The sequence below is a fragment of the Zhihengliuella halotolerans genome, assembly GCF_004217565.1.
GTDB classification, from domain to species: domain Bacteria; phylum Actinomycetota; class Actinomycetes; order Actinomycetales; family Micrococcaceae; genus Zhihengliuella; species Zhihengliuella halotolerans.
Genome location: NZ_SHLA01000001.1, coordinates 1,257,155 through 1,278,328, shown reverse-complemented (window position 1 = coordinate 1,278,328; position 21,174 = coordinate 1,257,155). Strand labels below are relative to the sequence as shown.

General features: G+C 64.2%; 16 protein-coding genes. 13 read left to right on the top strand and 3 right to left on the bottom strand.

Translation table 11 applies throughout. From position 1 onward, the window contains the following. Positions 1-13: 13 nt before the first annotated feature. Positions 14-748 (bottom strand): IclR family transcriptional regulator, encoded by a 735-nt coding sequence (locus EV380_RS05725; RefSeq protein ID WP_130449938.1) that lies wholly within the window; start codon positions 746-748, stop codon positions 14-16. Between the two features lie 106 nt (positions 749-854). On the opposite strand from EV380_RS05725, the gene leuC reads away from it, so the two are divergent. The 6 genes from leuC (at position 855) to EV380_RS05695 (ending at position 7,428) form a co-directional block, all read left to right on the top strand. Next, positions 855-2,312 carry a 3-isopropylmalate dehydratase large subunit gene (gene leuC / locus EV380_RS05720; RefSeq protein ID WP_130449936.1) on the top strand — a complete coding sequence of 486 codons (1,458 nt, stop codon included), beginning with the start codon at positions 855-857 and terminating at the stop codon, positions 2,310-2,312. A gap of 9 nt (positions 2,313-2,321) precedes the next feature. Continuing rightward, positions 2,322-2,921: a 3-isopropylmalate dehydratase small subunit gene (gene leuD / locus EV380_RS05715; RefSeq protein ID WP_130449934.1), complete on the top strand. Its 600-nt coding sequence runs from the start codon at positions 2,322-2,324 to the stop codon at positions 2,919-2,921. Positions 2,922-3,102: 181 nt separating this feature from the next. Continuing rightward, positions 3,103-4,428 (top strand): UDP-N-acetylglucosamine 1-carboxyvinyltransferase, encoded by a 1,326-nt coding sequence (gene murA / locus EV380_RS05710; RefSeq protein WP_102158980.1) that lies wholly within the window; start codon positions 3,103-3,105, stop codon positions 4,426-4,428. 45 nt (positions 4,429-4,473) lie between these two features. Next, a complete protein-coding gene (locus EV380_RS05705) occupies positions 4,474-5,247 on the top strand; it encodes a lysophospholipid acyltransferase family protein (protein WP_207219329.1) in 774 nt (257 codons plus the stop codon). Positions 5,248-5,261: 14 nt separating this feature from the next. Further along, entirely contained in the window at positions 5,262-6,290 is a 1,029-nt protein-coding gene (locus tag EV380_RS05700; RefSeq protein WP_242607518.1) for an NAD(P)H-dependent glycerol-3-phosphate dehydrogenase, read from the top strand. Between the two features lies 1 nt (position 6,291). Beyond that, positions 6,292-7,428 carry a D-alanine--D-alanine ligase family protein gene (locus EV380_RS05695; RefSeq protein WP_130449928.1) on the top strand — a complete coding sequence of 379 codons (1,137 nt, stop codon included), beginning with the start codon at positions 6,292-6,294 and terminating at the stop codon, positions 7,426-7,428. 28 nt (positions 7,429-7,456) lie between these two features. Here EV380_RS05695 and EV380_RS05690 read toward each other — a convergent pair whose 3' ends face one another. Then, a complete protein-coding gene (locus tag EV380_RS05690; RefSeq protein ID WP_278030537.1) occupies positions 7,457-7,981 on the bottom strand; it encodes a DUF3515 domain-containing protein in 525 nt (174 codons plus the stop codon). A gap of 88 nt (positions 7,982-8,069) precedes the next feature. Here EV380_RS05690 and EV380_RS05685 point away from each other — a divergent pair, with 88 nt between their 5' ends. The 5 genes from EV380_RS05685 (at position 8,070) to EV380_RS05665 (ending at position 17,317) form a co-directional block, all read left to right on the top strand. Continuing rightward, the gene (locus tag EV380_RS05685; protein WP_242607517.1) at positions 8,070-9,122 is read left to right on the top strand and encodes an LCP family protein; all 1,053 of its coding nucleotides are present in this window, start codon (positions 8,070-8,072) and stop codon (positions 9,120-9,122) included. A gap of 162 nt (positions 9,123-9,284) precedes the next feature. Continuing rightward, positions 9,285-11,024, top strand: coding sequence for a glycosyltransferase family 4 protein (locus EV380_RS05680; RefSeq protein ID WP_130449926.1), 1,740 nt, complete (start codon positions 9,285-9,287; stop codon positions 11,022-11,024). Beyond that, positions 11,021-11,914: an ABC transporter permease gene (locus EV380_RS05675; protein WP_165391889.1), complete on the top strand. Its 894-nt coding sequence runs from the start codon at positions 11,021-11,023 to the stop codon at positions 11,912-11,914. Before EV380_RS05680 ends, EV380_RS05675 begins: the two co-directional genes overlap by 4 nt. Further along, positions 11,895-12,728, top strand: a complete 834-nt coding sequence (locus tag EV380_RS05670) for an ABC transporter ATP-binding protein (RefSeq protein WP_130449922.1) — start codon at positions 11,895-11,897, stop codon at positions 12,726-12,728. The genes EV380_RS05675 and EV380_RS05670 overlap by 20 nt, the downstream gene beginning before the upstream one ends. A 104-nt stretch (positions 12,729-12,832) precedes the next feature. Then, on the top strand, positions 12,833-17,317 hold the full coding sequence (locus tag EV380_RS05665; RefSeq protein ID WP_130449920.1) for a glycosyltransferase: 4,485 nt from the start codon (positions 12,833-12,835) through the stop codon (positions 17,315-17,317). Positions 17,318-17,404: 87 nt separating this feature from the next. Here the strand turns inward: EV380_RS05665 and EV380_RS05660 are convergent, their stop codons facing one another. Continuing rightward, positions 17,405-17,731, bottom strand: a complete 327-nt coding sequence (locus tag EV380_RS05660) for a hypothetical protein (RefSeq protein ID WP_130449918.1) — start codon at positions 17,729-17,731, stop codon at positions 17,405-17,407. Between the two features lie 228 nt (positions 17,732-17,959). Here EV380_RS05660 and EV380_RS05655 point away from each other — a divergent pair, with 228 nt between their 5' ends. Together EV380_RS05655 and EV380_RS05650 are read left to right on the top strand one after the other, a co-directional pair. Further along, entirely contained in the window at positions 17,960-18,952 is a 993-nt protein-coding gene (locus EV380_RS05655) for a DAK2 domain-containing protein (RefSeq protein WP_242607516.1), read from the top strand. Between the two features lie 4 nt (positions 18,953-18,956). Beyond that, complete coding sequence (locus EV380_RS05650) at positions 18,957-21,137, top strand: ATP-dependent DNA helicase RecG (protein ID WP_130449916.1); 2,181 nt, start codon at positions 18,957-18,959, stop codon at positions 21,135-21,137. The last annotated feature ends 37 nt before the right edge of the window (positions 21,138-21,174 follow it).

The window sequence follows — 21,174 nt, the reverse complement described above, 5'->3', positions numbered from 1 at the left end:
GGACCAGGGTTGATCAACCTAGCAGCTGGTTGCTCGAAGTCTGGCGGAGTGCGCCGCTCAGTTGGGCAGCCGTAGCCACTACGGCCTCGGCGTGGATCTTGCCCGGCTGTCGTGTCAGACGTTCGATCGGGCCCGAGATTGATACGGCCGCGATGACCCGATTATTGGGGCCGCGTACGGGGGCCGAAACGGAGGCGACGCCGGGTTCGCGTTCACCTAGCGACTGCGCCCACCCGCGACGCCGGACCCCGGCAAGAATGGTTGGCGTGAATCGTGCACCCTGCAGCCCATCCAGGAGCCGCTGGTGGTCCTCCCAGGCCAGAAGTACTTGTGCTGCCGAACCGGCCCTCATGGACAGTTGGGTTCCGATGGGGATCGTGTCGCGGAGCCCAACAGGGCGTTCGGCACTAGCTACGCACACTCGGTTGTCTCCCTGACGACGGAACACTTGTGAGCTCTCTCCCGTCTGGTCACGGAGCTGGACGAGGAGCGGGCCTGCCGCCGCGATCAGGCGGTCTTCACCTGCCGCCGACGCCAGCTCCACCAGGCGGCTCCCCAAAACGAAGCGTCCGTGGATATCCTTGCCCAGAAGTCGATGATGGACCAGCGCCTGTGCCAAGCGGTGCACTGTTGGCCGCGACAACCCTGTTGCTGCCACCAGCTGTGCCAGGCTGGTCGGCCCCGCTTCCAATGCGTCCAACACCATGGCTGCCTTGTCCAGCACGCCGACTCCACTCGATCCGTCCATGCTTTGATATTAGCGTCTCAGCATTTGAGATGCACGTCGAAAAACTAGCGCGGTTGCGGGGGCGGTGCTTGAGTTGTTCTATCAGCACTACCTGACGGAGGAAAGCATGGGCGATCAGCAGACTGGCCTGACGCTGGCGGAGAAGGTTTGGAACGCGCACGTTGTCAAGAAGGGCGAAGGCGATGGCGCAGGTCGCAAGCCGGACCTCGTTTACATCGATCTTCATCTCGTCCATGAGGTCACTTCGCCGCAGGCGTTCGAGGGGCTCCGGTTGGCCGGTCGGCCGCTCCGCCGTCCGGATCTGACCATCGCGACGGAGGACCACAACACTCCGACTCTGGACATCGACAAGCCGATTGCCGATCCGACGAGCCGCAAGCAGATCGAGACCCTACGTGCGAACTGCAAAGAATTCGGAGTCCGGTTGCACCCCTTGGGCGACGCGGAACAGGGAATCGTGCACGTCGTGGGGCCACAGCTGGGCCTCACGCAGCCCGGCATGACCGTGGTCTGCGGTGACTCCCACACGTCGACCCATGGTGCATTCGGCGCCCTCGCCATGGGCATCGGCACCTCGGAGGTCGAACACGTGATGGCGACGCAGACCCTGTCTCTAAAGCCGTTCAAGACGATGGCCGTCAATGTTGAGGGAAGCCTCAAGCCGGGAGTGACCTCCAAGGACATCATCTTGGCCGTGATCGCCAAGATCGGCACAGGCGGCGGGCAGGGGTACGTGCTCGAGTACCGCGGGTCCGCCATCGAGCAGTTGTCGATGGATGCCCGGATGACGATTTGCAACATGTCCATTGAGGCCGGCGCCCGTGCCGGCATGATCGCGCCCGACCAGATCACCTTCGATTATGTGCAGGGCCGCCCGCACGCTCCTACAGGCGAGGACTGGGACGCCGCCGTCGAGTACTGGAGGACGTTGCGCACGGATGACGACGCGACGTTCGACGCAGAGGTCTCGATCGATGCCGACGATCTGGAGCCCTTCGTGACGTGGGGGACCAACCCGGGCCAGGGCGTGTCGCTTTCGGATTCCGTGCCGAATCCGGAGGACTTCGGCGACGAGAACGAGAAGCTCTCCGCCCAGCGTGCTCTCGAGTACATGGACCTGAAGGCCGGGACGCCGATGAAGGAAGTCAGGGTGGATACGGTCTTCCTCGGCTCCTGCACCAATTCGCGCATGGAGGACCTGCGGGCCGCGGCTGAGATCATCCGGGGACGCACGAAGGACCCGGACGTGCGGATGATCGTGGTACCAGGCTCAGCCAGGGTTCGTCTCGAGGCGGAAGCCGAAGGCCTGGACAAGGTCTTCGAGGACTTCGGGGCCGAATGGCGATTTGCCGGCTGCTCCATGTGTCTGGGTATGAACCCGGACCAGCTCGAGCCCGGTGAGCGCTGTGCGTCCACGTCGAACCGCAACTTCGAAGGACGCCAGGGCAAGGGGGGACGGACTCACCTTGTTTCGCCACTCGTGGCCGCGGCCACCGCAGTGCGAGGCACCCTGAGTTCGCCGTCCGATCTTGAGGAAGAGTCCGCTGCCGCCGCAGCGGCCTAAGGAGACAGCATGGAACAGATCATTCGCCACACCGGCATCGGCGTGCCGATGCGTCAAAGCAACATCGACACGGACCAGATTATCCCTGCGGTCTATCTCAAACGGATCACGCGTACCGGCTTCGAAGATGCTCTCTTTGCAGCCTGGCGGCGGAACGACGATTTCATCCTGAACAAGGAGCCGTTCAACCGGGGGTCCGTGCTTGTGGCCGGCCCCGATTTCGGGACGGGATCGTCACGAGAGCATGCTGTGTGGGCGCTGAAGGACTTCGGTTTCAGGGTTGTACTCTCGTCCCGATTCGCGGATATCTTCCGCGGCAATTCGGGCAAGCAGGGCCTCGTGGCAGGCCAGATGCAGCCGGAGGACATCGAACTGCTCTGGAAAGAGCTGGAGAACAACCCCGGCACCGAGGTGAGCGTCGACCTCGCGACGCGTCAGGTGACCTGTGGCGCCATCACTGCCGACTTCGAAATTGATGACTACACGCGATGGCGCCTGATGGAAGGGCTGGACGACATTGCGCTAACGCTCCAGTCCGAGGGCTCCATCACCGAGTACGAGGCATCGCGACCGGCTTTCAAGCCGACTACGCTCCCAGCGAAGTCCTAAGAGTCGCGGAGCGCGCAACAAGCGGCCCCCGCCCTTCAGGGTGGTGTTCAACGGAGCTTGAGCACCTCTTGAGGGGGCGGGGGCCGTTCGTGTGGTGCCCGGGAAACAGGGCTGTCAGTTGTATGCTTGCGGGGAGCTCCCGGTGATGTCCGGGCACCCAACGAACACGAGGTTTTCATTCATGGGCAAAGTCCTGACTATTCATGGCGGCGTACCACTCAAGGGCACCGTCAACGTCAGGGGCGCCAAGAATCTGGTGCCGAAAGCCATGGTCGCGGCACTTCTGGGCGATAGCCCGTCGTTGCTGCGCAACGTGCCTGAGATTCGCGACGTCGAGATCGTCACGAGTCTGCTCCAGATCCACGGAGTGACGGTGGCGAAAGACCCGGAGACGGGCGACCTGACGCTCGACCCTCGCGGTGCCACTCGCGCACCGTCGAAGGAAATCGACACCCACGCGGGCGATTCGCGTATTCCGATCCTTTTCTGCGGCCCCCTGATTCACAGCATCGGCGAAGCCTTCATCCCGGACCTGGGCGGGTGTCGGATCGGCGACCGTCCGATCGACTTCCACCTGAACGTCCTGCGGGCCTTCGGTGCCGTCGTGGACAAGCGAGTTGACGGGATCGCCATCAGCGCGCCGCATGGACTCAAGGGCGCGAAGCTGGAGCTGCCGTTCCCGTCGGTCGGCGCCACGGAACAGGTCCTCCTCTCCGCGGTGCGTGCCGAAGGGATCACGGAACTTAAGAACGCCGCCGTCGAGCCGGAGATCATGGATCTCATCGCGATTCTGCAGAAGATGGGCGCCATCATCCAGGTGCAGACCGACCGCGTCATCCGCATCGAGGGTGTTCCGACCCTCACCAGCTACAACCACAAGGCCGTACCGGACCGCAACGAGGCCGCCTCCTGGGCATCGGCCGCTCTGGTCACCAAGGGCGACATCTTCGTCGCCGGGGCCAAGCAGTCCGACCTGACGGCATTCTTGAACACCTACCGCAAGATCGGGGGAGCGTTCGATGTTCACGACGACGGCATCCGCTTCTACCACCCGGGCGGTGAGCTGAAGCCGCTCGTCCTCGAGACAGACGTGCACCCGGGCTTCATGACGGACTGGCAGCAGCCGCTCGTCGTCGCGCTCACCCAGTCGACCGGCGTGTCGATCGTCCACGAGACCGTCTACGAGAATCGCTTCGGATTCACCGAGGCCTTGATCCGTATGGGTGCGACGATTCAGTTGCACCGCGAGTGCCTCGGCTCCGTTCCGTGCCGCTTCGGCCAGCGAAACTTCCAGCACTCGGCCGTCATCACCGGTCCGTCGACCCTGGTCGGCCGCGACATCGACATTCCGGATCTGCGCGGCGGATTCTCCCACCTCATCGCGGCACTGGCTGCAGAGGGCACAAGCAACGTGACCGGCATCGAACTCATCGACCGCGGCTACGAACGCTTCCTCGACAAGCTCAAGGGGCTCGGCGCCAGCGTCGAGATCAGCGAGCGAGGTTAACGACTCTTGCCTGAGACTCTAGGTGCCCGCTGCACATTCGGGTTCATGGCAGGACTGGCCCGCCCCGTGCTCAATCTGCTGATCAGCAAGAGCTGGGAGCGATTCGATCGTCTGCCTGAGTCCGGATTCATTGCCTGCCCGAACCATTCGACGGAGATTGATCCGTTGATCGTGGGGCACGCGATGTACGGAGCAGGGCGACTGCCGCGGTACATGGCCAAGGAATCGCTGTTCCGGATCCCGATCGCGGGATGGTTCCTGACCAAGACTCGGCAGATCCCCGTCGCCCGAAGCAGCAGGGGTGCGAAGGAGTCGCTGGAGTTGGCCGGGCAGATCCTGAACGAAGGCTCTGTGGCCATCGTCTATCCCGAGGGCACCTTGACCCGGGATCCTGACATGTGGCCCATGAAGGGCCGGACCGGCGCGGCCCGCCTCGCCCTCCAAACGGGGGCTCCCGTCGTCCCTATCGCCCACTGGGGTGCGCAGGAGCTGCTCCCGCGTTACGGCAACCGACTCCACGTCTTCCCGCGCAAGCGCGTGCGCGTCGTCGCCGGCAACCCGGTCGACCTGTCCGATCTTCAGGGCACGCCCATGACAAAGGCGGTTCTCGTGGAGGCAACCGACCGGATCATGAAAGCCATCGCTGATCTCGTCGGAGAGCTTCGCGGCGAGACCCCACCGGCGACGCTGTGGGATCCGGCAGCCCACGGGCAGACCTTGTCCGGACGAAACTACGAACAAGAGGACGCGGGGCACAACGGGCAGGCACCCGAACAGGGACGGGCGGATCCATCGGAGCAATCGGGAGAACAGCGATGACAACTCCTACGAAAATGGCGGTCGTCGGCGCAGGCAGCTGGGGCACGACATTCGCCAAAGTCGCCGCCGACGCTGCGGAGCGGAACGCCGACGACGGGACCATCTGCCTCTGGGCACGGCGCGAAGCCGTCGCTGCCGAGATCAACGATTCGCACACCAACAGCCAGTATCTGGACAAGATCCGACTGTCGCAGCGCATCAGCGCCACGAGCGACCTTCGGGAGGCACTATCGGATGCCAACGTCGTCGTCCTTGCCGTCCCTGCGCAGACCTTGCGAGCCCAGCTGCACGAAATCCGCGACGATATCGCTCCGGGTGCCGTCGTCATTTCGTTGATGAAGGGCCTCGAGCGAGGTAGTGACGCTCGGATGAGCGAGGTCATCGGAGACGAACTCGGGATCGAACCGGCGCAGATCGTCGTCGTGTCCGGGCCCAATCTCGCCATGGAGATCGCCCGCGAGGAGCCCACCGCATCGGTGGTCGCCTGTGCCGATGAGGAAGTCGCCACTCGAATTGCGACTCTGATCAGCGCCCCCTATTTCCGCCCCTACACGAACGCGGACGTTGTTGGCGTCGAGATCGGCGGCATCGTCAAGAACGTCATCGCCCTCGCTGTCGGCATCTGCGACGGCCTGGGCATGGGCGACAACACCAAGGCCTCCGTGATTACGCGGGGGTTGGCCGAGACGACGCGTCTCGCGATCGCCCTGGGCGGCCAGCTGGAGACCATGGCCGGCTTGGCTGGTCTCGGAGACCTGGTCGCCACGTGTTCCTCGCCGTTGTCCCGCAACCGAACCGCGGGCCGTCTGCTGGGAGAGAATCTCAGTGCGACCGAGGTGGGCGAGGCGATGACTCAGACGGCGGAGGGGATGAAGTCGGCCCATGCCGTGCTCGATCTGGCCCGACGCAACGACGTAGAGATGCCGATTGCCGAGGCCGTGGTGGGCGTGCTGGATGGGCGACTCACCATCGAAGGGATGGCGCGCCAACTGCTGGGCCGCGATCTGAAGTCCGAAACGAACATCAGCCGAGAAAGCGACTAGTATGCCAGCCAGCCCCCGCCCGCGCGTCCTCCTCCTCTTCGGCGGCCGCTCGTCCGAACACTCCGTCTCCTGCGTGACCGCTGCCAGCGTCATGAAGGCGATCGATCGGCAGAAGTACGACGTCATCCCCGTGGGAATCACCAAGACCGGGCAGTGGACCCTCGTCGATTCGGACCCGGGGGAGTGGACCCTGGCGTCCGGTCGCCGCCCCGAAGTGGAGGCCGGTGCCAGTCAGCTGCACCTGACAGACGGCGAAGCGGGCGACGAGATCAGCGTCGCGAAGGAATCGCGGCTGATATCCGGTGCCAACGGAGAAATCAAAGATCTTGGACGGGTCGACGTCGTTTTCCCCCTGCTTCACGGACCCTTCGGCGAGGACGGGACTCTGCAGGGCATGCTCGAGCTCGCAGATCTGCCCTATGTCGGCGCCGGAGTGGCGTCCAGTGCGATCGGCATGGACAAGCACTACATGAAGGTCGTCTTCGAAGCGGCCGGGTTCCAGATCGGGCCCTACGCCGTGATCACGGATAAGCAGTGGCGTCGCGATCCCGCAGCGGCACTGGAAGGGGCCAACGGCCTCGAGCTGCCGCTCTTCGTCAAGCCGGCCCGCGCAGGGTCGTCGATGGGGATCACCCGCGTCGACGATCGGGAGCAGCTGCGAGAGGCTGTCGAGGCCGCCCGGGAACACGATCCGAAGGTCGTCATCGAGCAGGGGATCATTGGGCGCGAGATCGAATGCGGCGTGCTCGAAGGCCGTGGAGAACAGCTGCCCCGTGCTTCCTTCCCGGGAGAGATCTCCGTCTCCAATGAGGGGCACACCTTCTACGATTTCGAAGCGAAGTACGTCGACGACAGCGCTGCACTGAGCTGCCCGGCCGACCTGCCTGAAGAGGCTCAGCAGGCCATCCGCCGCCTGGCTGTCGCCGCGTTCGACGCCGTCGGAGCAGAAGGGCTGGCCCGCGTTGACTTCTTCTACACATCCGAAGGCCAGTGGGTTATCAACGAAATCAACACGATGCCCGGCTTCACGCCCAACAGCATGTATCCGCAGATGTGGGCGAAGACGGGCATCGAGTACTCTGAACTGATCGACGAGCTGATCGCCCTGGCATTGGAGCGCCCGCTGGGGCTGCGCTAGCTGTTTACGCCTCCCATCAGCGCCGGAGTCAGGGGAGGTTCGCCTCCTGCTGGGTCGAGAGACATTCAGCCTGTGATTCGACGGCCTGGACAGCGGAAGCCAGTTCTGGCAGGACATTACTGGACGGAACCTGGGTTGGATCGAACAGCACCTCCGTGGCCGGTTCCCGACCGTACGTCGTCAAGGTCCATGCGTCTTCGCCCTCGCGGGCAATCCAGTCGACGCCGTTCGCCGTCACGCACGGATCGGTTGTCACGGAGCTTGGACTTTCGACCCCGCACCTGAGGACCACGGCCGCTGGATCGCCCCAAACCGCGGTCGCCTGACTGTTGGTGTCGCGTCGTTCGAAGCCGGAGACCTCGTCAGGGAGAATGACCATTGTTCGGGCGCATGAGGGATGATTGGCACCACGTGCGGGATCGACATCAACTACAGACGAGCAGGCAGACAGCAGGACAAGTCCCGCCGTTGATGCGATCGCTAGTATCAAACCGGTGTATCGTTGGCGGGCTGACGTTTTAGCGACCCTGCCAGGAAAGCTGAAGGAAAGCACCCTAGGATTCTATACGGCTCGCGTGAATGTGTGTCCCTTTTGAGGCGACGCAGGCCGCGCGGGCGAACTGCAGATGAAGGAGTGGAACATGGCCGGTGTTGACGGCATGGGGGATGGGTACACGGACGAGCCGAGGCCGCGCAAAAAGCGGACCGGGGTCGTGGCGCTCATTGCCGTACTGCTTGTGGTGTTGATCGCCGCAGGTGTTGCTGTGGGCTACTTGTTCAGTCTCAAGAATAGTTTCGACCAGAAGTCTCAGTCGATCGAGTCCGCCTTTCCGACGTCCGACCGTCCGGATCGGTCGGCGGAGAGCGCCGATGCGATCAACTACCTCGTGATCGGATCCGACAGTCGCGGCGGCAGCGGTGAGACTGAAGACCTGCCGCGTGTGCCCAACGGCGGTCGCGCTGACACGATGATGCTCGTCAATATTCCCGGGGACCGCGAGAGTATCAACGTCATGTCGATCATGCGCGACACCTGGGTCGAAATCCCCGGCCGCGGCGAACACAAGATCAACGCGGCCCTCGCCTTCGGCGGGGTCCCGCTGCTGGTCGAAACCATCGAATCCGTCGTCGACGTGCCCATCGACCACGTGGCGATTATCGATTTCGAGGGATTCAAGGCCCTGACCGAGTCCCTCGGCGGCGTCGAGGTGAATAACCCTCGGGCATTCACGGTTCACGGTGGTGGGCAGTCCTACACATACGAGTCCGGTCCTATCACTCTCGAAGGGGACAAAGCACTGCGATTCGTGCGCGAACGTAAGCAGTTCGCCGACGGGGACTACACCCGCGTCGCCAACCAGCAGCTGTTCCTAAAGGCGGTGATGGCGCAGTTTCTGACCCGAGAGACGCTCACGGACCCCGGCAAAATTTCGAATATCGTCGACGACTTCTCACCCTTCGTCTCGGTCGATGACGAGGTGGACGCCTTCGGCCTCGGCAAGCTCGGCGTGAGCCTGCGCAACGTGAGATCCTCAGATGTTCACACGTTCACGCTCCCCAACCAGGGGACCGGTCGCTCGGCCGACGGCCAGTCGATCGTGATCCATGATCCGGCGACCACGCAGGCGATTTCGGAAGCCATGCAGAAGGACACATTGACGTCCTACATCGAGAACCACGGGCTTGAGAACTAGCGTCAACGGTTTCAGGTAGGTGGTCTATGTGGCCGCTGCAGGATATTCTCAACGAGGCGCGCTGGAGTTCAAGCGTGCGTTACTCTCACCGGAAGGCAGAACTTCACTCGTGATTTCAGGCGATCGAGGTCGAGGGACCCCGGGCCGAAGCGAGGCGCGTCCATGAAGGGACTCCTGGCCAAGCGTCATACGCTCCGCCGTCACTGGAGGGAAGATCCAGTTGCGTTCGTTGAGCGTCTGTGGCGCCGCCGTTCCTCGCCAGTCGCAGAACGCGGGTTGCGAATCCTGGATGCTGGTCTGGGCGCAGTGCCGTCCTTGACGGCGTCCTCGATGGCTGCACTGCTTATCGGCGATTCCGACGAGATCAATTTCCGGCTACGATCAGCGTTGGCACGCGGACCACGGGGGAACCGTGCCCGAAGTCTCGCCAATATCGCCTTGGCCGCTGACCTGCCGCAGGTGGCCGCTGTCTTCGCTGCCAGAATGGATGACGCCGACGGCATGGAGGTCACCCGGGCGAAGCTCGACTTCTATAACGGGCATACAAGTTCCGCGATACATCGGCTGGATCCATCAAGTGCACGCCAGGGCCGCCTCCGTGACCGATATGAAGCGGAGCGCGACGTTTTCGGCGAGTGGGTTCCCCGCGTGGGTTCCGTTGAAGGGTACGAGCCGCAGGAGCAGGTCGTTCTGCATCTCCTAACAAATTCACTGCCGTACACGACCAGCGGATACACGCAGCGTTCCCACTCAATGCTTCGTGCGCAGGCCGATGAGGGGTGGCAGGTTCATGCCGTGACGCGGCTGGGCTACCCCGAGTCCCTGGGCTTCTCCCACGCACCCAAACGCCAGCGGATCGACGACGTCGTGTACCACCGATTGCTGGTCCGCGGCACCATCCCGAACCTGCGTGAGCGTCTCCAGCTCGAGGCGGATCGCCTGCTCGAGCTCGTGTTGAAGGTACGTCCCGCCGTTCTGCATACGACAACTCATTTCGTCAACGGGCTCGTAGTGCGCGCGGTCGCGAAGGCGGTGGGGATCCCCTGGGTCTATGAGGTACGCGGTCAGCTCTCGGACACCTGGGCGTCTAAGCGGGGCCCTGAAGCGTCCAACTCTGAGCGGTATCAACACTTCAATCTTCGCGAAGGCGAGGTCATGAGGGACGCGGATCTCGTCCTCACGCTCGGGACATCGATGCGACAGCGGATTGAAGCGCAAGGTGTTCCCTTGGGTCGTATCCGACTTACACCCAACGCTGTCGGCAGCGCGTTTTTGGAGACTCCGCAGCCTTCTCGCGAGGTCAAACCCCGGCTGGGGCTCGACCCCGGAAAGGTCCACATCGGTACGGTCTCGTCTCTTGTGGGCTACGAGGGTATCGATGATCTTTTGACGGCGTATTCGATCCTGAAGGATCGAGGCGTGGACGTCGAGCTCGTCATCGTCGGCAGCGGCAGCTCGTTGAAGTCGCTGCGCGTTCACGCGGCTCAGATAGGGCTTGATCCGGAACGGATCTTCGTCGGTCGTGTACCTGTCGCGGAAGCGGTTCGCTACCACCGAGCTTTGGACATCTTCGTAGTTCCTCGAAAGGATTTCGCAGTCACGCGCTCCGTGACACCACTGAAACCCGTCGAAGCGATGGCCTCTTGCCGGCCCGTAATTGCCTCCGATCTTCCCGCGCTTCGCGAGATGGTCGAACACGGAAAGACGGGCTACTGTGTTCCGGCAGAAGATCCCGAAGCATTGGCTGACGCAATCGAGAGCCTTGTTGAGGATTCTGCCCTACGCGAGAGGATGGGGTTCAGTGGCCGTGAATTCGTCCTAGCAACGAGAACATGGAAACGAAACGCCGAGATCAGTTTGGAAATCTACGATGGGTTGACCCGCGCGAAGGAGGCACGATGAATTCAGTGAACAATGACGTGCCAAATGGAGCACAGGGGCCAATTCTCGTCGATGTCACGGGGATGGAGGTCCGCGGAGGACGACTGGAGTTCGTTGACTACTGGCTTCGAGTCTGGGATGCGCGAAGCTACATGTTCCACGAAGCCCGGTCCAAGGTCGATGATGCCGGGAAGCGTCTCTACCTGGGAAACTTGTGGCTGATCATCAATCCCATTCTCGACGGAGCTATTTATTTCCTGGTATTCGGCGTCATCCTGAATCTTGACAAGGGTATCGACAACTTTCTTGCGTTCCTTCTGATCGGTGTTTTCTTTTTCAAGCTGACATCCAGATCGGTCAGCGCATCTGCGGCATCGATCATGAACCGGAGAAGAAAGGCCTCGGGCGCCGCGTTGCCCGCGCTCGCGGAACCGCTGACGGTGAACGTGCGGACGTGGCTGACGGGTTTCCCAAGCTATTTGGTCATGCTCGTGATGATTTTCGCGATCTCTCCGCCGAAGGAGATCAGTCTCATCGCCTTGCTTGTGGTTCCAATCATTGTGCTTCAGGTGCTCGTGACAGCCGGCGTCTCCGTGCTCGCGGCCCACTTCGTGGGCATCATCCCGGACCTGCAGAACGTGCTTCAGGTGGCCACGCGAGCGTGGATGTTCGGTTCCGGCGTCATGTTCTCTGCCGAACGGTTCCTCGGCATCAGTCCCATCATCGATTTCCTTGTGCATTGGAATCCCATGCACTGGGTACTCGAGTACTCGCGATCGGCTCTCATCTACAACGAGGTGCCCACAGGCGACGGGTGGTACGTGATAGCTCTGTGGGCACTCGTGCCTCTCATCGTTGGATCCTGGCTGATCTGGATGCGCGGAGACAACTATGCAACGACGGGGCGTTGAGATGACGCCTCCGGCTCGAGTGCGGCCCACACTCCTCCTACACGGTGTCAGCGCGGAGCGTAGCCAAGGGCGCGGCAAGAAGGCCTTCACGGCTGTCATTAATGACCTGACCTTCCTGGCTGAAGCCGGAGAAGCGGTCGGCTTCCTCGGCAGTCGCCGGGATGGGGCCGCGCTGATCGCGGAGGTGATTACCGGGAACAGCGTTCCGACAGATGGCAAGATTTACGTTGACGGAGAGCCGGTGGTTCTCGACGCAGCCGGATCGTACGACGCGGAAGAATCGTTGCGATTCAACATGGTGCGTTTCGCAACCGCGAATCGCATGAGTGGGCAACGGGTAACCAGCGCCGTCGCTACCGTCGCGGCTGAAGCGCAAATCGGTGACGAGACTCTCGACGAACTGGTCCAGAACATAGATCAGGAAGTCGTAGATCGCATCCGATTTTACCTCGCTCTCGTCACCGGTACTCGGATTTTGGTGATCGACGAGGCCGAGACTCTGGTCGAATTGCTGGCAAACGACGGTGAGCAAAGGAAGCTGGAGGCGTTCCATCGGCGGGGCGGCACGCTCATCGTCGTGAGCCACGAGATTCGTCATCTACTGCAATTGACGAACCGCATCTGCTGGATCCACGATGGGCGCGTCATCATGGATGACGAGCCGGCGACTGTCAAACGATGGCGGACGCAGTTGACAACGGCCGAACGCAAAGGGGAATCGAAGCGGGCCGTCCAGCTTCTGCGGCGCTTCCAGAAGGGCTACATCCCGCCGGTCTTGTCGGTGCGTGGGGGTGCCCGCCGACGGGTATCGTGAAGTCAACCCGGCCGTCAGTTCCTGCTAGCTTCCACGATCATTCGCGCCGTTAGTGGCGGTGATCTCACAAACAGATTTCTACCTTCGACAATACAGAGAGAAAAATGGGCATCGACCAGTCTCCTCCCAGCTCGCCTCTCGATCGTGCGCGAGCATTTCGACTCACCCAGGACGTCGAATCGTCCGTCGATGAATTCTTGCGTTTGCGCGCGATTGAAGCATCTCTCAGCCAGCGTGTTCGGAAAGTTGAACACGAAATCCAACAGGCGAACGCCGACCGCGCCAGGCTGAAGCGGGAACTGAGCAAAGTCAAGCAGCGCAATGAGCGACTGCAGGAGTTGTATGACAATCAAACCGCCCGGGTAGAGAAGTTCAAGGCGGCCTATGAACGTCTACGCGATGACCCGGCCGTGAGAATGTCAAAGGTGCTTGCGCGTCCGCAGGCCGCTTTCGCGAGAGTTCGGGATGTGGCCCGAAAGACCGCTTCGAACGCATCGGAGAGCCAGCGGTCTATGGCAGCACCGGTCTCGGCGGGGCCGAACGCCACGACGGTCTCCTCGTCGAACTCTGCGCCGGTTAGGCCGGCCGTAGCTGCGCATCCTGACGAGGTCACGCGAAAGTCGTTGTTGGCCGCTGCACGCCAAGCGTTCTTTGTTCGTGGTGCGGTGATCGAGGCTCGTGACCTCTTGATGAGAATGCAGGAAGAGGACCTTCCAGACGGCCCCGCATTCACCTTGACGGATCGCGACCGGTCCTTCATGGGTCAGGTCTACGGATTTGCTCGGTTCGTCGGGCAGTTGCCGTTCATTCCGCCTCGCAGTGCCACCCCGGGGTATCAGCCCATCCATCAGCGGCTTATGTACTGTGCCCACAGCACCGGTGAGTTCAATTCGAACGGGTACTCGACGCGGACGTCGGGATTGGTCAACGGCCTCGCTGCGAACGGTGAGGATGTGTTCGTAGCTGCACGGCCTGGGTACCCCTGGGACAGTAAGACGACTGGGCCGTCACTCAAGCCGAAGCGTTCGAGTCGCGGCCACAACGGTGTCCAGCACATCTACAATCCGGGGCCAAATCTCGCCCGCACGCCGTTGGACGTCTACCTGCATCAGGCCGCAGACATCTACGTCCGTGAGGCCATGCTCAACCGCCCGGCCCTGATTCACAGCGCGTCGAACTACTTCACAGCGCTGCCCGCCCTGTTGGCGGCCCGCCGCCTCGGCGTACCCTTCGTCTACGAAGTCCGCGGACTCTGGGAGATCACGGAAGCGGCGTCGAAGGGAACAGGCTGGACCGAGACAGAAAAGTTCGGCATCGCCCGCGATCTCGAGGCCCTCGTGGCTCGTGAAGCGGACCAAGTGTTGGCCATCACCGAAGAAGTCCGGGACGAACTCATCCGTCGAGGTGTTTCGACGGACCGGATCCAGCTGGTGCCCAACGCGGCCGATCCCGCTAAATTCGTTCCCGTTTCCCGGGATCGTTGGCTCGCATCGAAACTCGGCATTCAGCCCGAGCACTTCGTTATCGGCTACGCCGGCAGCATGGTGCCTTACGAGGGTCTTGACGTCCTCGTGGACGCCTTCGCGAAATTTGCGGCCGACAACGACGAAGCGCGGCTCCTGCTTGTCGGCGATGGAGCCTCGTTCGAGTCGCTCAAGGGTCAAGTGCGGGATCTGGGACTGTCTGAGAAAGTGCTCTTCACCGGACGGGTCGAATCGGACGAAATCCCCAGGTACCTCAGCCTCTTCGATGTCGCCCCGTGCCCGCGCATCAGCAACCTGGTCACCGAAATGGTCTCCCCGCTCAAGCCACTCGAGGCCATGGCCGCGGGAATTGCCGTGGTCGGATCCGACGTGGCCCCGCTCAAGCATCTCCTGGGCGAGGATGGAAGACGAGGGCTTCTTTTCGAGGCTGGAAACGCCGAGGCCTTGGCAGAGAAACTGGCGGAGTTGTTCGAGGATGAGTCGCTGCGCGCGGACATCGGCCGAACCGCGCGCTGGTGGGCTGTACACGAGCGGTCCTGGACGGCCGTAGCCGAGAGAGTGGCAGCAGCGCACGAGCCGCTGCTCGCCGCCGTCGAGACGGGGGCCACCGAGCACGGCCGCGAGTCCGACGGAGACCGACCGTTGTCGACGATGCGCGTCGGTATCATCGCCGACGAATTCACCACCACGAGTCTCGACGCTGAGTGCACGCTGATCCGGATGGATCGCGAAAGTTGGCAACAGCAGCTGGACGCTGAGCCGATTGACGCGCTGCTCGTTGAATCCGCCTGGGAGGGCAACGGCGGGCAGTGGCGCCGGGGTGTGGGTTTCTACTCCGACGAGGAATTCGAATCCTTGGCATCGCTCCTCGCCGCATGCGGCGACCGTGGGATTCCCACCATCTTCTGGAACAAGGAGGACCCGGTCCACATCGGCCGATTCGTGCGGACTGCGGGCCACTTCGATCACGTCTTCACGACGGACGCCGACTGTATTCCGCGTTACGCCGCTGAACCCGGTCAGCGAGCGAAGTCCATCGCGGCTCTGCCGTTCTTCGCCCAGCCGCTCCTGCACAACCCGACTCCGAGCCAACGGGAGTACGCGCATTCTGTTGCTTACGGCGGCTCCTACTACGGGGACCGCTATCCGGACCGTTCCAAGGAACTCGCCCGCATCCTGGGCGAAGTCGCCGAGCACGGCCTGACGATCTACGACCGTCAGGTCAACCACCCCGGAAGCCCCTATCAGTTCCCCGGATCGCTGTCCAAGTACGTGCGAGGCGGGCTCTCCTACCCGGAGATGGTCGAGGCCTACAAGGCTCACCCCGTACATGTGAACGTCAACTCGGTTGCGAAGTCGCCGACCATGTTTTCGCGTCGTGTCATGGAATTGGCGGCCTGTGGCACGCCCGTCATCACCGGTTCCGGCATGGGCGTGCCGACGTTTTTCGCGCCGCATCTCCCATTGGCCACCAGCCCAGAGGCCGCCGGGCTCCTCGCGAATTACTGGCTCAAGAACGAAGCCGGTCGCAATCACGACGCCTGGACTCTTCACCGGCTCGTCTACCGGGCGCACCTCGCCGGCCACCGGCTGGCCCTTATGCTGCGCACGGCAGGAATCCCCGTCTCCGCCCCGGTGTTGAACGACTACGCGCTCACCGTCGACGACGCCTCGTCATCCACCGCCTCGGCCGTGCTCCGCCAGACGCACCGGCCAGCTGCCGTCGTCGTGCCGGAAGACGCAGACCGGAGCGGAGCGGCGGTGCTCGAGGGCGCGGGGATCCAGGTGGTCACTGACGTGCCCGACGGCGTGCCGGCCGCCGGCTTCGGGGCGTACCTGAACGATGAGCTGCTCGGCGAGGACCTCAGCCGCGGCGCGTGGTTGAGCGCGGTCGCACAACAGGACGGGGCCGGCACGGTCCAGGTCAGTGATTCAGACCTCGACAGGCCGGGGCTCGCGCTCCTGAACGAAGGCTCCGCTCGATCAGACCGCCCGTGGCTCGGCGCCGCGCCCGTAGAGGGGGAGGCCGTGGCATTACTGCGGCGCGCGTTGGCCGTCCCACGTCTCGAAGAGGTCGAGGGCCCAGAGAGTGACCACGATGAGGTGGACGGTCCGCGCACCGTGCTCATCGCCGGCCACGACCTGAAATTCGCGGGTCAGCTGATCGATCGCCTGCGCGGACGTGGCCACACGATCCTCATCGACGAGTGGCAGGACCACGGCAAGCACGACCCGGAAACCAGCTACGGCCTGCTCGAGCAGGCCGACGTCGTCTTCTGCGAATGGTCGCTCGGCAACGCGGAGTGGTACGCGAAGAACGTCAAGAAGCGGCAGCGCCTGGTTGCGCGCTTCCACTCGCAGGAACTGTTCACGCCGTACCCGGAGCGCACCCAGTTGGGCCGGATCGATCAGACGGTCTTCGTTGGGCGGCTCGTGGAGCAGATGGCCACGACCCGCTACAACTACGCCGAGGCGAGCACGCGTGTCGTCCCGAATGCGGTGGACGAGGCCTACTTCGACGCCGACAAGACCCAGGACGCTCGATTCAATCTGGGGCTCGTCGGAATCGTGCCGCAGCAAAAGCACCTCGACCGCGCGCTCGACGTCCTGGCGGAGCTCAGGAGCCGTGACGACCGGTTCCAGCTCTTCGTCAAGGGCCGCACGCCCGAGGACTACCCCTGGATGCTCAAGCGCGAACGTGAGATGGCCTACTACGACGCCCAGCGCGCTCGCATCGAGAACGATCCGAACCTCCGCGGGGCCGTGCACTTCGACGGCCACGGCGACGACATGGGGGAGTGGTACCGCAAGATCGGCGTCGTGCTCTCCGTGAGCGACTTCGAGTCCTTCCACCTGACCTTGGCCGACGGCGGCGCCTCCGGTGCGCTGCCGGTATCTCTGGCGTGGCCGGGCGCGGAAGAGATCTATCCCGAGTCCTGGTTGCACCTCACCACGGACGGGATGGCGTCCACCATCGCCACTGTGGCAGGCGATGAGGAGTCCTACCAACGGGCGTCGGCTGATGCCCGCGAGTACTGTCGGCGGTTCGCCGCGTCTCTCGTGCTCGACCAGCTCGAAACCCTCGTGATGGGTGCCGGCGACTGACGTGCTGCTGGCAAGCGACGAGGCCCGCGAATCCTTTGGTGGATTCGCGGGCCTCGTCAATTTCGCCTCGATTCAGCCAGGCCAGGTTCACGTGAGCATCAAGCCCAGAATCACCGCGGGGACGGCCGCAATCGCCAAGATCAGGATGCTGCGCGCGATGAAGCGCTTGCGGGCCAGCTTGTCCGCCGTCGGAACGAGTGAGATGAGGTTGATGAAGCTCGTGTCCTCGTGCGGTTCCGCCGGGGACGTGGGCCGCTGGGTGGTGCCGAGCAACGGTGCCGGTTCGATGGGTGGCAGGTACGGGTCCGCGTAGCCAGCGGGGATCGCGAAGCGGTTGTCCTGCCGTGCATGGCGTGCTCCGCGGAGGATGCCTTCTGCATCGCCGCGGGTGTCCTGCGAAGCCTGACGGCCCATCAACTGCCCTTACGCTCGGTTCGTTCCTACCCGGACGATCTTACGCGTGGGTAGTACTCCGGCCGGAATCGGCGCCCGCCCACGCGTGTCCGGAGCACGGTCTCGGAGACGCCGATGCGATAGTCTGGATGAAGCAGAGTCAGCGGTGGAACCACCGCGACGACCGAGGCGACGACGCCGTTGTCCATCGCGAACGACGGCGGCCATGGTCGGCTGATATTGGATCGAATGGGTATGGACGTGCAGCAGAAACTCGCCACTGGCGTGCCAGGTGCGAAAGCGTGGTTGAAGCAGGCCGAAACGGTTCTCGCCAACCACAGCGACCGCCTCGACGCGATCAACGTCTTTCCCGTCGCCGACGGCGATACCGGGACGAACCTCTATGAGACCGTCAAGGTCGCCGCCCAGGCCGCGCATGACATCGACAACGACTCGGATGTCGGTCTTGTCCTCTCCGCCGCCGCTGAGGCCGCCCTAGAAGACGCCCGCGGTAACTCCGGCACCCTCTTCTCCGTTTTCCTCGTCGGCTTCGCCGAACCCCTCATCGGCCAACCCCGGCTGAACCTCTCCCTGCTGGCCGAATCGCTGGATCGCGGCCAGCTGCGTAGCTGGTCCGCCCTGACGGACCCGGTGCGTGGGACGATGCTCACCGCCATGTCGGCCGCGAGCGAGGCCGTCTTCGCCTCCCTGCAGGAGGCCGAGGTCAGCGCCGAACCGCAGTCCCGTGCCGCCCTGCTGCGCGGGCTCGAGAACAGCATCGAGGCCACCAGAATCGCCGTCGCGCAGTCGGAGGCCGAACTTGACACCCTGGCCGCAGCCCACGTGGTGGACGCAGGCGCCGTCGGGTTCCTCCTCGTCCTCGAGGCCATGAAGGCCGCCATCGCCGGGACCGACGTCGCGGAGGAAGTCCTCGACGGATTCCCCGGCTACGGCATCCAGGACCCGCACGTGCACCGCACGGTCCCAGCCGAAGAGGGCGTCGAGGTCATGTGCAGCATGAGCCTGAGTCCCCTCGACGCGGCCCTGCTGCGCGCCCAGCTCGACGACGTCGGCGAGTCCGTGATCATCAGCGCCCTGCCCGGAGGAGAAGACGACGAAGCCCGCTGGCGCATCCACGTTCACGTGCCCGAGCAGGAGACCACCCTGTCGCTGCTCCGCACGTACGGATCTCCGGAGAACGTCAGTGTGACCACGCTGAGCGCCTCCGAATCCTGCGCCTGAGTCCATGGCGACCGAGCAGCTGGAGGCCGCGGCCCGGGTTCTCGAGAGCCCGCTTGAGCAGATCCTCGCAGCGAAGACCGCCGCCGCGATGGCCGACGTCCTCGGCTGCACCACCGTCGGCGAACTCCTCACGTACTTCCCCCGCCGCTACGCCGAACGCGGAGCGCTCGCGGATATCGCGACGGCGGCCCCGGGGGAGACCGTGACCCTCGTCGGGTACGTCGTCGGGGCCCACAGCCGCTACATGCGCAGCCGGCGCGGCAAGATCTACGAGTTCGAGCTCTCCGCCGACCCGGACGACGCCGGCGACGTCATCACCGTCTCCTTCTTCAACAACCGCTCCCTCGAGCGAGTCACCCGCGGCACCCGGCTGCTGGTCTCCGGCACGGTCTCCGTCTACCGCGAGAAGCGCAGCCTGAGCCACCCGGACTTCGAGATCCTCTCCGACGACGACGCCCCCGACGGCACCGTCGACGTGCGCCCGGTCCCGGTCTACCCGGCCACGAAGAAGGTCACGAGCGAGCACGTCCGCCACAGCATCCGCAAGATCCTCTCCGCCGGGCTGCCTCCCGTGCTGCCCGACCCCCTGCCCGAACCGCTGCGCCGCGCCGAGTCGCTCATGACCTACGGGGAGGCGCTTCAGGCGATCCACGCCCCCGAGGAGGTCAAGGACGCCTACCGGGCCCGCCGCCGCTTCAAGTACGAGGAGGCCTTCCTCCTGCAGACGGTGCTCGCCACCCGGCGCGCGGCGCATCAGGCTGAACCGGCCACGGCACGCCCCGGCCGGCCCGACGGCGTCCGCGACGCCTTCGATGCGCGCCTGCCTTTCGAGTTGACCGCCGGCCAGCGTGAGACGGGGGAGGTGATCGCAGCCGAACTGGCGGCGACCAAGCCCATGAACCGCCTGCTTCAGGGCGAGGTCGGCTCGGGCAAGACCGTCGTGGCTCTCCGCGCGCTGCTGCAGGTCGTCGACTCCGGCGCGCAGACGGCGTTCCTCGCACCGACCGAGGTCCTCGCCGAGCAGCACTTCCGCTCCATCAACGCCCTGCTCGGCGACCTCGCCGGCGCCGGCACGCTGGGCTCGGACCCGCAGGCCATCCGGGTCGAGCTGCTGACGGGATCGATGCCGCAGTCCGCCAAGAAGAAGGTCCTGCTGGGGCTGGCCTCCGGCGAGGTGGACCTCGTCGTCGGCACCCACGCGCTCCTCTCCGAGAACGTCAGCTTCGCTGAGCTCGGCATGATCGTCGTCGACGAGCAGCACCGCTTCGGCGTCGAGCAGCGCGACGCGCTGCGCCAGCGAGCGGCAACGGCCCCGCACGTGCTGATCATGACCGCGACGCCGATCCCGCGCACGGTCGCGATGACGAGCTTCGGGGACCTGGCCGTCTCCTCGCTGACCGAGCTGCCCGCCGGGCGCCGCCCCATCGCCTCCCACGTCGTCGCCCTCGACAGCCACCCGGGCTGGGAGCAGCGGATCTGGGAACGGGCGCGCGAGGAGATCGACGCCGGCCGCCAGGTCTTCGTGGTGTGCCCGCTCATCGACGAACCCGCCGTGGCGGACCCGGACGCTCCGCCGCGCGCCTCCGTCGAGAGCACCTTCGCGTACCTGCAATCGCAGCCGCACCTCGCCGCGACCCGCACGGCCAAGCTGCACGGCGGCATGCACAGCGAGGACAAGGAGGCGACGATGCTCGCCTTCGCCGCCGGCGAGATCGACCTGCTCGTCGCGACGACCGTCATCGAGGTCGGCGTCGACGTGCCCAACGCGACCCTGATGATCGTGCTCGACGCCGACCGCTTCGGCGTCGCGCAACTGCACCAGCTGCGCGGCCGCATCGGCCGCGGCGGCCACGACAGCCTGTGCCTGCTCGTCACGTCCCTGCCGGAGGGACACCCCTCCGTCGAGCGCCTGGCCAAGGTGGCAAGCACGACGGACGGCCTCGAGCTCAGCGAATACGACGTCGAGACGCGCAAGGAGGGCGACATCCTCGGGGCCGCCCAGAGCGGCGGGGCCAGCAGCCTGTCGCTGCTGCGGGTCGTGCACGACCGCGACCTCATCGCCCGGGCCCGCCAGGCCGCGTTCGAACTCGTGCTGCGGGATCCGCAACTGGCCGGCGAACCCGTCCTGCGGCAGACGATCGCCGCCATGGACGAGGAGAGCAAGGAATACCTCGAACGCGCCTGAACCCCGCGCCGCACACTTTCGACCGAGGAGTCACACC